Raw genomic sequence first — 11737 nt, forward strand, 5'->3', positions numbered from 1 at the left:
CCCCTCGGGGCCGTGCCGGGTCCGCAGGCAGTCGGCTAGCTTTCGCTTTATTTTAGTACAAAAAGGGAGCAGGTGCCACCACGGCGGCCGGCCGGCTACCGCGCAGCCCATACCAGCCGATGTAGAGGTAGCAGAGCATCGGCAGCACCAAGGCCCAGCGCAAACCCGGCCCATCGGCCACGGCCCCGAACAGCACCGGCACCAGCGCCCCGCCCACGATAGCAGTACACAGCAGCCCGGAAGCCTCCTCAGTGTGCCGGCCCAGGCCAGCTACGGCCAGTGTGAAGATGGTCGAGAACATGAGGGAGTTCATCAGGCCCACTGCCAGCAGGCTCCACATTGCCAGCGCGCCGGTCGAGCTGATGGAGAGGAGAATAAGCGCTATAGCACCCGCCGCGTTGAAAGCCAGTAGCTTGGTAGGAGAGAATTTTTGCAGCAGGTAGGCCCCGGCGAAGCGCCCAACCATGGCTGCCCCCCAGTAAAAGGCGACTTTCTGGCCCGCCGCCTGCGGAGCAAGGCCCAGCACGCTGGGCAGGGCCAGGTAGCTTACCAGGTGCGAGCCGATAGCTACCTCGGCGCCCACATAGGCAAAAATGCCTAGTACGCCCAGCATCAGGTGGCGGTAGTGCCAGGCGCGGCGGTGGCTGGCGGCCAGCGCTTCCTCTTCGGCCGGTATGAGCTGGGGCAAGTTTACCCGGCTCAGCAGCAAGCTGATGAGCAGCAGCATACTACCAATTACCAGGTAGGGCAGCTGCACTGCCCGCACATCAATGCTGGCTGCCGTAGTAGCAGTATTCAGGGCGGGCAGGCGGCTGAGCAGAAAGGCGCTGCCCAGTACCGGCCCGAGCGTGGTGCCCACCGAGTTGAATGCCTGCGTGAGTGTGAGGCGGGCCGAAGCCGAAGCCGGCGGCCCCAGAATGGCCACGTAGGGGTTGGCGGCCACTTGCAGTAGCGTAATGCCCGATGCCAGCACAAACAGCGCCCCTAGAAACAGCGGATACGCCCGCTGAGCGGCCGCCGGGTAAAAAAGAAAGGCCCCCACGGCCGCTACCACAAAGCCCAGCAGCATACCGCGCTGGTAGCCCACCCGCGCTACCAGCTTGCCGGCCGGGATGCTCATCAGAAAATATGCTCCGAAAAAGCACAGGTTAATCAGGTTGGCCTGGGTGTAGGACAACTGAAAAATGGCTTTCAGATACGGTATGAGAATGTCGTTGAGCGAGGTAATAAAGCCCCAGAGAAAAAACAAGGTCGTCACGGCGCTCAGGGCCGACGTATAGCGCGGAATTTCGGTAGCAGCGCCCGCCGCGCTGGCGAGCTGGGTGGGAGAGGAGGAGGTGGGAATGGCCATATGGGCAGGATGTTTCAGAAACGAGCCCACAAGGTATTCGTTTTTGAATGCCCCGCCCGGCAAAAGACTTTTGCCAGCGGGCTGGTAGCGGCTTTTGCTAAAAATTACCTGAGCTAATTGACTTACCGGCCCGACCTTCGTCCCGGCGGCACCCATACTTTTTTCGTTCCCATTTTTATGTTTCGTAATAAGCTGGCCGCTATAGTCTGCCTGACCGGCCTGGCCCTATCAGCCGCCCACGCTACCGTACGCCTGCCCGCGCTGGTGAGCAGCCATATGGTGCTGCAGCGCAATCAGCCGCTGCCGCTCTGGGGCTGGGCCGCGCCGGGCGAGGCTGTCAGCGTCAGCTTTCTGGGGAAGACCTATCGGGCTACTGCGCCCGATACGACCGGCCGCTGGCAGGTCACGCTGCCGGCTATGCCCGCGGGCGGGCCGTACACTATCACGGTCAAAGGCCAGAATACCCTGGAGCTGACGGATGTGCTGCTCGGCGATGTGTGGCTGGCCTCGGGGCAGTCGAATATGCAGTTTAAGGTGAAGGATAGCAACCCCAACGGCTACCAGCCCGTGCAGCAGGCCGACCAGGAAATAGCGGCGGCTACCTGGCCGCGCATCCGGTTTTTTACCGTGAGCCCGGCCGTGGCCTACCAGCCGCAGGCCGACGTGAGCGGCAGCGGCTGGCAGGTATGCAGCCCGGCTACGGTGGCGCAGTTTTCGGCAGTGAGCTACTTTTTTGCCCGCAATCTCTGGCAGCGGTATCAGGTGCCGGTGGGGGTGGTGGTGAGCAGCTGGGGCGGCACGCCCGCCGAGGCCTGGACTAGCGCCGAAGGCCTCCGGCATTTTCCGGAGTTTGAGGCGCGGGTTGCCGATTTTATGCATAAAACTGCCGACATCCATACCGACTCCTCCCTGCCAGGTGGCCCCCAAATGCAGCCCACGGCCCTCTACAATGGCATGATTGCGCCGCTCCAGCCGCTGGCACTCACGGGCGTAATCTGGTATCAGGGCGAAAGCAACGTGGAGCGGGCCGAGCAGTACCGCACCCTTTTTCCGGCTCTTATTGCCGACTGGCGCCAGCACTGGGGCACCGAGCTGCCCTTTCTGTTTGTGCAGCTGGCCAACTGGCGGCCCACCCAGCCTCAGCCCAGCGAGTCGGACTGGGCCGAGCTGCGGGAGGCGCAGGCGCTGGCCCTGCGGCTGCCTCGCACCGGCATGGCCACCACCATTGATATCGGCGACGCGGCCGACATTCACCCCCACAACAAGCAGGAAGTGGGCCGCCGCCTGGCCCTGGCAGCCCGCCATGTGGTATACGGCGACGCAAAAGTGGTGTCCAGCGGCCCCACTTACGTGGGTATGACCACCGCCGGCCCGGCCGTCCGCCTGAAGTTTGCCCACACCGGCGCGGGCCTGCTGGCCAAAGGTGGCCCCGCCCTGCAAGGATTTGCCGTAGCCGGAGCCGACCATATATTTTACTGGGCCACGGCCCGACTGGCGGGCACGGAGGTAGTTGTGCAAAGCAGCCAGGTGGCGGCCCCCGTAGCTGTGCGCTACGACTGGGCCGACAACCCGACGGGCAACCTGTACAATACCGAAGGCTTGCCGGCCGTGCCCTTCCGCACCGATACCTGGCCGGGAATTACCAGCGGCAAAAAATAGCAAATTTACTATGTATTGCGCAGGTCATCGCGGCCTGCGAGCTCACCGGTCCTGAGCAAGCTAATCGTTTCAGATGCCCGCTTTCTATGCTTAAACTCTTTGTGCTGCTCGGTCTGGGCGTTTTGTTAACTGCCCAGGTCGGCCGGGCGCAGACCCCTGCCGACCTGGTAAACCCGCTGATGGGCACCGACTCGAAGCCCGAGTTTTCCAACGGCAATACGTACCCGGCCATTGCGCGGCCCTGGGGTATGAACTGCTGGATGCCGCAAACCGGCAAAATGGGCAACGGCTGGGCCTACCAGTACGGAGCCGACAAAATCCGGGGCTTTAAGCAAACCCACCAGCCTTCGCCCTGGATGAACGACTACGGCCAGTTTGCCCTGTTGCCCGGTACGGGGCGCCTAAAAGTAGACGAAGAGGAGCGCGCCAGTTGGTTTTCGCATAAGGCTGAAGTGGCCCGGCCTTATTATTATAGCGTCTATCTGGCTGATTATGATGTCACCACCGAGCTGACACCCACAGAGCGGGCAGTTCGCTTTCGCTTCACGTTTCCGCGCTCCGACAGCGCATACGTCGTCGTTGATGCGCTTGATAAAGGCTCGTTTATCAAAGTGCTGCCGGGCCAGAACCGCCTCATTGGCTACACCACGAAAAACCGGGGTGGCGTGCCCGCCAATTTTCGCAACTACTTCGTAGTAGAGTTTGACCAGCCCTTTCGCAGCGCGCAGCTATTCAATGGGAAGGCCGCCGTTGCCGGGGCTGCTGAGCTCACGGCCGACCACGTAAGCGCCACCGTAAGCTTTCGCACGCGAAAGGGCCAGCAGGTGCAGGCCCGGGTAGCCTCTTCTTTTATCAGCGCCGAGCAGGCCGAGCGCAACCTCCAGGAGATTGGTACTGATGATTTTGAGACAGTAAAGCAAAAGGGCCAGGCCGCCTGGAACCAGATGCTGGGCCGGGTCGAACTAGCTGGCGGCAGTGCCGAGCAGCAGCGCACCTTCTACTCGTGCCTGTACCGGGCGCTGTTGTTCCCGCGCCGCTTTTATGAGCTGGATGCGGCCGGCCAACCCGTGCACTACAGCCCCTTCAACGGGCAGGTGCTGCCCGGCTACCTCTACACCGATACGGGCGTTTGGGACACGTTCCGGGCCTTGTTTCCACTCCTGAATCTGCTTTATCCTGAGGAAAATGCCCACATGCAGGCCGGCCTCGCCAACGACTACCGCGAGGGCGGCTGGCTGCCCGAATGGGCCAGCCCCGGCTACCGCAACGTGATGGTGGGCAACAACTCGGCCGCCGTGGTGGCCGATGCCTACCTCAAGGGCGTGCGCCCCGCCGATGCCCGCGATGCCAACACGCTCTACGAGGCGCTCATCAAGGATGCTAACCACGCCGGGCCGCTCACGGCGGTAGGGCGCGCCGGCGTCGACTATTACAACAAGCTCGGCTACGTGCCCTACGATGTCAAAATTAACGAGAGCGCGGCCCGCACCCTCGAATATGCGTACGACGATTTTGCCATTGCGCAGCTGGCCAGGGCATTAAAGCGCCCGCAAAAGGAAATCACCCTCTATACGCAGCGCAGCCAGAACTACCGCAAGCTCTTCGACAAAGAGACAGGCCTGATGCGGGGCCGCAACCAGAACGGCACTTTTCAGACGCCCTTCAATCCCTTTAAGTGGGGCGATGCTTTTACTGAGGGTAATGCCTGGCACTATACCTGGTCGGTCTTTCACGATGTACAGGGCCTGATGAACCTGATGGGTGGCCGCCAGCAGTTTCTGGCTACCCTCGATACCGTATTTACCCTGCCGCCTACTTTCGATGCCTCCTACTATGGGGAGGTTATCCACGAAATCCGGGAGATGCAGGTGGCCCACATGGGGCAGTATGCCCATGGCAACCAGCCCGCCCAGCACCTGATTTATCTTTATAACTACGCCGGCCAGCCCTGGAAAGCCCAGTACTGGGTACGCGAAGCGTTGAATCGCCTGTACCAGCCTACCCCGACGGCTATTGCGGCGATGAGGACAACGGCCAGACCTCGGCCTGGTACGTGTTTTCGGCGCTGGGCTTCTACCCGGTGTGCCCCGCCACCGACCAGTACGTGCTCGGCGCGCCGCTCTTTCCGAAAGCTACGCTCCACCTGCCCGGCGGCCACGATGTAGTACTAAGTGCGCCCGCCAATAATGCCGAAATCCGTTATATCAACCGCTTGACTGTTAATGGTCAGGAATATACCCGCAACTGGCTCAGCCACCGGGAATTGGTGCAGGGCGCGACCCTGGAATTTGAAATGGGCAGCCAGCCCAATAAAGCGCGGGGCATCGGGATAGAAGATGCGCCCTTTTCGATGTCGAAGCCGCCGCAGCGCTAAAGCCCATCGCTCGCAAGCCAGGCAGTCACCTGGCTTGCGGACGATGGGCATAGAAAAAAGCTTGCTTTAAGCCACCTCCGTCACGCGCACTTTCACGCCCTTTATCTTGGCGCCGTTCAATTTCTCTATCAGCTCAGCCGCTTGCTTGCGCGGCACAGCCACGTAGGAATAGAAGTCGAACACCTCGATGCGGCCCACCGTGTGGTGCTCAAGCCCGCCGACTTTCACGAAGGCGCCGACGAGGTCGTGGGCGCTCACTTTGTGCTTTTTGCCGGCCGTGACGTGCAGCGTCACTGTTTCGGGGCGCGGCACCTTGTTGGCGGCGTTGGCGGGGGCATGGGCGGCGGCACCAGGCGCTTCCACTGGGCACCCTGGGCGCTGGGCCAGGCCTGCACGCGGGCTTGCTCGGGCGGGGTGGCCAGCAGGTGGGCCGTGCCGGCTACGCCGGCCCGCGCCGTGCGGCCGGCCCGGTGCTGAAAGGTTTCGGCATCGTGCGGCAGGTCGTATTGAATAACCGTGTCGAGGGCCGGCACGTCGAGGCCACGGGCCGCTACATCGGTGGCTACCAGCGCCTGGGCCGAGTTGTTACGCAGCTTCATCAGGGCCTTGTCGCGCTCGGGCTGGGGCAGCTTTCCGTGCAGCACCTCGGCCGCCACACCCCGGCCGCGCAGAAACTGCGCCAGCTCCTGCACCTTGTCGCGGGTGTTGGCAAAGATGAGCGTCTGGCCCGTCTCGGGCTGCTGAAGCAGGTGGTAGAGCGCGGCCGGCTTATCCTCCACGGCATTGAGGACATGGCCGCGCAGGGTAAGCGAAGCGGGCAGGGCCGCGCCGGTTATCTCCCCGTTGATGCCACCGGCGGCAGTGAGCATGCGGGGGCGGGTGAGGTATTCGCGCACCAGCGCCATTACCTTATCGGGCATGGTAGCCGAAAACAGCAGCGTTTGACGGCGGCGCGGCAGGCGGCTGATGATAGTTGCCATTTCCTCCTGAAACTTCAGGTCGAGCAGCTTGTCCACCTCGTCCAATACCAATACTTTCAGCTGGTTAGGGATGATGTTGCGCTTTTCGAGGTGGTCGAGCAGGCGGCCGGGCGTAGCCACTACTATGTGCGGCGTCTGCTGCAAGGTCTGCACTTCGTCGCGCATGGCGTGGCCGCCGTAGAGTGCGGCCACGCGCAGGCCGGGGGCGGGGATGTATTTGCCCAGGCCTTTAAGCGCCTCGCGCACTTGCAGCGCCAGCTCGCGGGCCGGCACCAGCACGATGGCCTGTACCGCTTTGGCGCCGGGGTCTACCTGAGCCAGAATTGCCAGGCCATAAGCGGCGGTTTTGCCCGAGCCGGTGGGCGCCTGCCCGGCCACGTCCTGCCCGTCGAGCGCGGGCTGAAGTACCAGTGCCTGCACGGGCGTAGGCTGGGTAAAATTCAGCTCGGCCAGGCCTTGCAGTAATTCAGGCGAAAGATTAAAATCAGAAAAAGAGGCCGGAACGGCAGAGTCAGCTTGCATCCGGCAAAGGTCGGGAGTAATGGTTAATGATTAGTGGTTAATGATTAATGATGGTTATCGTTGGGTGGTAACCTACGGTGGCTGACTCGCCACGCTCAGAACTGCTAGCTGTTAACCGTTAGCCACTAATCACTTAACCAGTAAGCTGCTCCGCTACATTCACCAGGCGGTAACGCACGGCGGTTTTCTTGGGCCGAATATCCAGGCCGACATGGTGGGCATAGGCTTTGGTGAAGGCCGCGCCATAGTAGAAAATCATGGCCGAGTAAAACACAAACAGCAACACCAGCACTGAGCTGGCGGCCGGGCCGTAGATGGGGCCGAGGTCGCGCGCTACCAGCAGCTGGCCCAGCACCCGCTCGCCCAACTCAATAAGCACGGCCGTGAGCAGGGCCCCGCGGCGTACGGCCGGCCACGGTACTTTGGCCGCGCTCAGGGTGCGGAACACGAAGCCACACCACGCCGCCAGGATGAGCAGACTCACCACCAGATTCAGCACCCAAAGCACGTAAAAGGCAAACGTAGGGTCAAAGTCGGATACAAAATCGGCGAAGATGGCCAGCGCCGCATCGGCCGAAAAAGCCAGTATCGACAGCGCCGCCGTGGCCAGCAGCACGCCCGCCGAGCGCACCCGCTCGCGCAGAGCCACCGATACCTGGCTGAGCTGCCGCTGGGGCCGCACGTGCCACAATTGGTTGAGCGAGTGCTGAATAATGGTAAAGAGCGTAGTGGCAATAAAAACTAAAAACGCAAAGCCCAGCCAGCTAATAACCCGGTTGCGGCTGGCATGAGCCACGTTGTGCACGGTCTGGCCCACTAGGCCGGTAGCGGTGCTGCCAATCAGCTCGCCCAGCTTGGTAAGCAGCAGCACGCGGGCACCGTGCGCCGAGTACACCGAGCCCAGCAGCTGCACCAGAATGATGAGAATGGGCGGCAGCGCAAACGACGTAAAGAAGGCCGTGGCCGCGCCGAGCCGCAGCGGGTCGTTGGCGGCCAGCTCGCGGGCGGCGCGGCGCAGGAGCAGCCATAGCTCCAGCCACCACGGAAAATGGCGGCGCGAAGGAGCGCCAGGTAAAGTTGAGGTCTTGGACATGAGGTACTTACTGCTGGTCCGACAACATTTTGCGCCAGACTCGGTACAAAGGGCGGCTGTCGGGAAAGCACGGCTGCCCACCGGGCAGGCGCGCTACTAAACACGTATTCCCTGGGCTAGTTACGCATGACTATTACTTCCATCTCCGCCACCGGGGTGCGGGCCCTGCCCGAGCCCCCGCCCCGCACCTGGATTCAGCGCCGCCTGATTGACCCCTTCATGAGCTTGCTCAAGGCCGGCCTCAAGCCCAGCAGCCTGGCCCTTACGGCGGGCCTGGGCGTGGCTTTCGGGCTGGCACCCACCTTTGGCATCACCACGCTCGTGAGCACGGCCGTAGCCCTAAAGCTGCGGCTCAACGTGGCGGCCATGCAGCTGGTGTGCCACCTGCTGAGCCCGGTGCAAATCCTTATTCTGCTGCCTTTTCTGCGCTGGGGCGCTACGCTGCTGGGGCACGGCCACGAGGTAGCTCACCTCAGCATGGCCCAGATTAAAACGATGGTAAAGGTGAATGGCTGGAGCCACGTACTGCACCTGCTCTGGCGTGCCGAGCTGGGGGCCCTCATGATTTGGCTTGTGGCTGCCATCCCGGTAGTTCTGGCGCTCTATGTAGGGCTGCAGCCGCTATTCAGGAGGTTTTTAAAGCGCCAGGAGGCCGCCGAGGAGCAGGCCACCGTAGTAGTCTAGCCGGGCCGGTGCCCTGGAAAATAAACCAAGAAGGTCAGGCTGCCCCAGGCAGCCTGACCTTCTTGGTTTAGAAAACCGGTTGCGAGCTTATGCCACGTACAGGGGCTGCACTTCGGGCTGGCGGAAATACGGATTCACACCTTCGTCGGAGGTCAGGTCGAGCAGCATCAAATCGACGTGCTGGAAGCTGCCCGTGCGGCCTTCGAGCGCCGGCCCCAGCTGCTGCATAAACTCGGGGTCGTGGCTGATGGTGTCGAAGCCCAGCAGCAGGCGCGGAGGCTGGCTGGTGTCGCCGGCCAGCTGCATCTGGGCCACGTAAATGGCCCGGATGTCGGCATTGCCAGCTCCAAACTCGGTCAGTGACCCGGCCAGGCCCTCGGGCAGCTCGGGGGCGCTGAGCACTACCTGCGCATCTGCGGGCAGGCCCCCGCCCTGGGTGAGCTGGCCCGACAGCAGGGCCTGAATCTCGGCGGCGGGCAGCAGCTTGCCGGCGGGCGAGAAAGGATTCAGCACGCAGTCCTGCCCCTGAGTCATGCCAAAAAAGGCTTGGCCCGGAATCGCTACCCAGGCAATGGCGCTGGCGTCCATGTTGCCATCGCTGAGCCGGGCCTCGGAAGTGAAGATGGGCAGGCGGCCATCCTGCAGCACCTGCAGCTGAATCTGCTGGCCTTCGGTTAGCTGCACTTCGCCGGTGCCGATAGTCTCGTCGGGGGCCAGCACCATCAGAATATTCTCCTGAAGCAGCGCCTGGTAAAACGCCGGGCGGGCATTCTCATCAACCGGGGCCAGCAGCAGCAGGTGCTCGAGCACGTTTTGCGGCTCAAACGGGAATTCGGGTACGGGGGGCGGGGCCTGCATCCCCGACAGGGGCGGCATCACCGGGGCAGGCTCAATTGGGGCTACGTACTTGGAGCCCTGATAGCGCGGGCCGGTCTTGGCAGCAGCGCCGGCCTCGTCGCCGGCGGGGCCGACGGCGTGGCCGGGGCCGATTCAGGTTTGTTTTTTAGAAAGTCAAAGAGACCCATGGGGAAATAAGAATTAGTTGCTCGTTGTCCGTTGGTAGGTAGTAGGGGCCGATTGCCAGTAGCGGGTGCCGGGTAAACCAGTCCCGGCAGCTCACAAGGGGCAATTCAGCAGGCAAAGCCTGAAACAAAGGTAACCTAGCGCTCGCCACAGGTGTGCAGCTCGGTCTCCGTGCCCGCAATGGTGCGGGCTCCGGCGGGGCCAGGGTGGTTGCCCCAATGCGTTTCGATATAGTTCAGCAGGTTGGTAATCTGGGCCGGCGAGAGCTTGCGGTGGGTGGTCGTATCCTGCACGCCCAGCATCAGCTGGTTGTAGGCCACGCCATTTACCACGATGGGCCCCTTTAAGCCCTGGCGCACAATGCAGGCCAGCTGCCCGGGGTGCCGGGCCAGGTAGTCGGAGCCCGCCAGCGGCGGCACCAGCTGCCCGATGCCCTCGCCCTGCTCGCCGTGGCAGCTGGCACAGTGCTGCCCGTATAGGCGCTCTCCCTGGTGCCCCTTATTGGTGAAGCAGCCGGGCAGCGCCAGCAGGCCAAGCAGCAGGAAAGGAGTAAGGGTAGCGAAAGACATAAAGCGGTTGGTCGTTGGTAGTTATTCGTGGTCACCCTTACATACACGTTTGACTAACAGCGGGGAAAAGTAGCTTTGCAATAATCTGTAATCTGTAATATATAATAAAAATAATATATTACAAAGATGCCGTCCTGCGTCGGGCCTTTACTTCGGCCAGCAGCACGGGCAGCTCTTCGAGCAGCTTAGTGGTTTCCTGGGGGTTGAGGCCATCGTAGAGGCCCCGCACGTGGCCCTGGTCGTCGACGAGGGCGAAGGTGCCGGCGTGGGCGATGCCGCCGGGGGCCTGGGCATCGGGCATGGCCCCGGTAAAGTAAGCTTTGGCCAGGGCGTAGGCGGTATCGCGGCTGGCGCGCACAAAGCGCCAGGTGCTGGTGGGCGAGGCCACGCCCAGGCGGCGGGCATAATCGCGCAGCACGGGCAGGCTATCGTGCTCAGGGTCGATGGTGTGCGAGACGAACACCACATTCGGGTTAGCGGCGTACTGCTTATATACTTTCAGCAGCTCGCTCTGCATTTTGGGGCAGATGCCGGGGCAGGTGGCGAAGAAGAAATCGGTAATATAGACCTTGCCCGCCAGGGTTTGATTGGTCACCAGCCGGCCATCCTGGTCGTGCAGGCGGAAGGCCGGCACCGTGGCGTGTACCGTCACGGAATCGTGGCCGGGTACGGCCTGCCGCTCCGAATTGCCGATGTAGGGTAGGGTAGCGGTGCTGGCAGACTGCGCATCGGCACCAAAGCTGGTGGTATCATCAGCGCCGCAGCCGGCCAGCGCCAGCAGCGTTGCCAGGGGCAGAAGTTTGAGGAACATACAAAGGGGAGTAAAAAACAGCAAGGCTACCAGGGCGGCCCTGCTTGGTAAACCGCGCGGGGCGGCCGGTCGTTCGCCTGCCGCCCGCCCGACGCTACCTGGCCGTGGGGGCCGGCTTGGCGGCGGGTGCTACGGGCGCGGTAGCCCGGTGCAGCGTTGCCTGGGCCGAATCGAGGGCCGTACGCAGCTGGTGCTCAATGCCCGTGAGCTGCTTGCGCTGGTCTTGCAGGTAAGCCAGACGCTGGGGGCCGGCGCGGTGCTGTCGGGGGCCTGGTAGGTGTGCATCCAGGTCATCATGGCGTGGTCGGCGGCCTGCATCTTGCTGATGACCGGCGCGTTGGCCGGTACTTTGGCCGCCAGCAGCTGGGCTTTGAGGGCAAAAAGCTGCTCAGTCTGGCTCATGGCCTGCTCGTGGTGGGCCATCAGGCTGTCTTCGAGGGCGCGGGCCTGCCGGGCGGGCGCGGCGGCTTCGGTCGTAGTTGCGGTTTTGTTTCCACAGCCCGGCAGCCCCAGGCTCAGCAATCCGAGCGCCGCACCCAGCGGCAAAAGCAGCAGTTTTTTCATGCCGCAAAGGTACGGCCGCATCCGGCGGCTTCGGGCGGCGTAGGCGCCGCCAGGTGCTGCGCAGGTAAGCGGCCCGCTGCTAAATCAAAAAGGGACTTTGCGAGTTA

The 11737-nt window shown here is 62.7% G+C and carries 10 protein-coding genes and 1 pseudogene; 3 read left to right on the forward strand and 8 right to left on the reverse strand.

Features of this window, described 5'->3' with window-relative positions:
* Nucleotides 1-52 precede the first annotated feature (52 nt).
* The gene (locus tag GKZ67_RS05860; protein WP_173241536.1) at nucleotides 53-1351 is read right to left on the reverse strand and encodes a sugar MFS transporter; all 1299 of its coding nucleotides are present in this window, start codon (nucleotides 1349-1351) and stop codon (nucleotides 53-55) included.
* 177 nt (nucleotides 1352-1528) lie between these two features.
* On the opposite strand from GKZ67_RS05860, the gene GKZ67_RS05865 reads away from it, so the two are divergent.
* Nucleotides 1529-3010: a sialate O-acetylesterase gene (locus GKZ67_RS05865; RefSeq protein WP_173241537.1), complete on the forward strand. Its 1482-nt coding sequence runs from the start codon at nucleotides 1529-1531 to the stop codon at nucleotides 3008-3010.
* 86 nt (nucleotides 3011-3096) lie between these two features.
* Nucleotides 3097-5384 (forward strand): annotated as a pseudogene (locus GKZ67_RS05870) (GH92 family glycosyl hydrolase).
* A 66-nt stretch (nucleotides 5385-5450) separates the two neighbouring features.
* Here GKZ67_RS05870 and GKZ67_RS05875 read toward each other — a convergent pair.
* The 3 genes from GKZ67_RS05875 to GKZ67_RS05885 form a co-directional block, all read right to left on the reverse strand.
* Nucleotides 5451-5696, reverse strand: coding sequence for a DbpA RNA binding domain-containing protein (locus GKZ67_RS05875; protein WP_173241538.1), 246 nt, complete (start codon nucleotides 5694-5696; stop codon nucleotides 5451-5453).
* Nucleotides 5675-6886: a DEAD/DEAH box helicase gene (locus GKZ67_RS05880; RefSeq protein ID WP_173241539.1), complete on the reverse strand. Its 1212-nt coding sequence runs from the start codon at nucleotides 6884-6886 to the stop codon at nucleotides 5675-5677. Before GKZ67_RS05880 ends, GKZ67_RS05875 begins: the two co-directional genes overlap by 22 nt.
* Before the next feature lie 133 nt (nucleotides 6887-7019).
* On the reverse strand, nucleotides 7020-7979 hold the full coding sequence (locus GKZ67_RS05885) for a YihY/virulence factor BrkB family protein (protein ID WP_173241540.1): 960 nt from the start codon (nucleotides 7977-7979) through the stop codon (nucleotides 7020-7022).
* 126 nt (nucleotides 7980-8105) lie between these two features.
* Between GKZ67_RS05885 and GKZ67_RS05890 the strand changes: the two genes are divergently transcribed.
* Nucleotides 8106-8663: a DUF2062 domain-containing protein gene (locus GKZ67_RS05890; RefSeq protein ID WP_173241541.1), complete on the forward strand. Its 558-nt coding sequence runs from the start codon at nucleotides 8106-8108 to the stop codon at nucleotides 8661-8663.
* A gap of 87 nt (nucleotides 8664-8750) precedes the next feature.
* On the opposite strand, the gene GKZ67_RS05895 is transcribed toward GKZ67_RS05890, so the two are convergent.
* The 4 genes from GKZ67_RS05895 to GKZ67_RS05910 form a co-directional block, all read right to left on the reverse strand.
* Nucleotides 8751-9539: an enhanced serine sensitivity protein SseB C-terminal domain-containing protein gene (locus tag GKZ67_RS05895; protein ID WP_254245213.1), complete on the reverse strand. Its 789-nt coding sequence runs from the start codon at nucleotides 9537-9539 to the stop codon at nucleotides 8751-8753.
* A gap of 284 nt (nucleotides 9540-9823) precedes the next feature.
* Nucleotides 9824-10255 (reverse strand): c-type cytochrome, encoded by a 432-nt coding sequence (locus GKZ67_RS05900; protein ID WP_173241543.1) that lies wholly within the window; start codon nucleotides 10253-10255, stop codon nucleotides 9824-9826.
* 118 nt (nucleotides 10256-10373) lie between these two features.
* On the reverse strand, nucleotides 10374-11066 hold the full coding sequence (locus tag GKZ67_RS05905; RefSeq protein ID WP_173241544.1) for an SCO family protein: 693 nt from the start codon (nucleotides 11064-11066) through the stop codon (nucleotides 10374-10376).
* Nucleotides 11067-11195: 129 nt separating this feature from the next.
* Nucleotides 11196-11630: a hypothetical protein gene (locus GKZ67_RS05910; protein WP_173241545.1), complete on the reverse strand. Its 435-nt coding sequence runs from the start codon at nucleotides 11628-11630 to the stop codon at nucleotides 11196-11198.
* Nucleotides 11631-11737: the final 107 nt, after the last annotated feature.

It is taken from the genome of Hymenobacter sp. BRD67 (assembly GCF_013256425.1).
In the GTDB taxonomy this organism is placed as follows: domain Bacteria; phylum Bacteroidota; class Bacteroidia; order Cytophagales; family Hymenobacteraceae; genus Hymenobacter.

What these genes read in the sequence shown, in the direction of transcription:
- GKZ67_RS05860 (WP_173241536.1), bottom strand. Translation starts at nt 1,351, where the DNA reads ATGGCCATTCCCACCTCCTCCTCTCCCACCCAGCTCGCCAGCGCGGCG.
- GKZ67_RS05865 (WP_173241537.1), top strand. Translation starts at nt 1,529, where the DNA reads ATGTTTCGTAATAAGCTGGCCGCTATAGTCTGCCTGACCGGCCTGGCC.
- GKZ67_RS05880 (WP_173241539.1), bottom strand. Translation starts at nt 6,886, where the DNA reads ATGCAAGCTGACTCTGCCGTTCCGGCCTCTTTTTCTGATTTTAATCTT.
- GKZ67_RS05885 (WP_173241540.1), bottom strand. Translation starts at nt 7,979, where the DNA reads ATGTCCAAGACCTCAACTTTACCTGGCGCTCCTTCGCGCCGCCATTTT.
- GKZ67_RS05890 (WP_173241541.1), top strand. Translation starts at nt 8,106, where the DNA reads ATGACTATTACTTCCATCTCCGCCACCGGGGTGCGGGCCCTGCCCGAG.
- GKZ67_RS05895 (WP_254245213.1), bottom strand. Translation starts at nt 9,539, where the DNA reads ATGCCGCCCCTGTCGGGGATGCAGGCCCCGCCCCCCGTACCCGAATTC.
- GKZ67_RS05900 (WP_173241543.1), bottom strand. Translation starts at nt 10,255, where the DNA reads ATGTCTTTCGCTACCCTTACTCCTTTCCTGCTGCTTGGCCTGCTGGCG.
- GKZ67_RS05905 (WP_173241544.1), bottom strand. Translation starts at nt 11,066, where the DNA reads ATGTTCCTCAAACTTCTGCCCCTGGCAACGCTGCTGGCGCTGGCCGGC.
- GKZ67_RS05910 (WP_173241545.1), bottom strand. Translation starts at nt 11,630, where the DNA reads ATGAAAAAACTGCTGCTTTTGCCGCTGGGTGCGGCGCTCGGATTGCTG.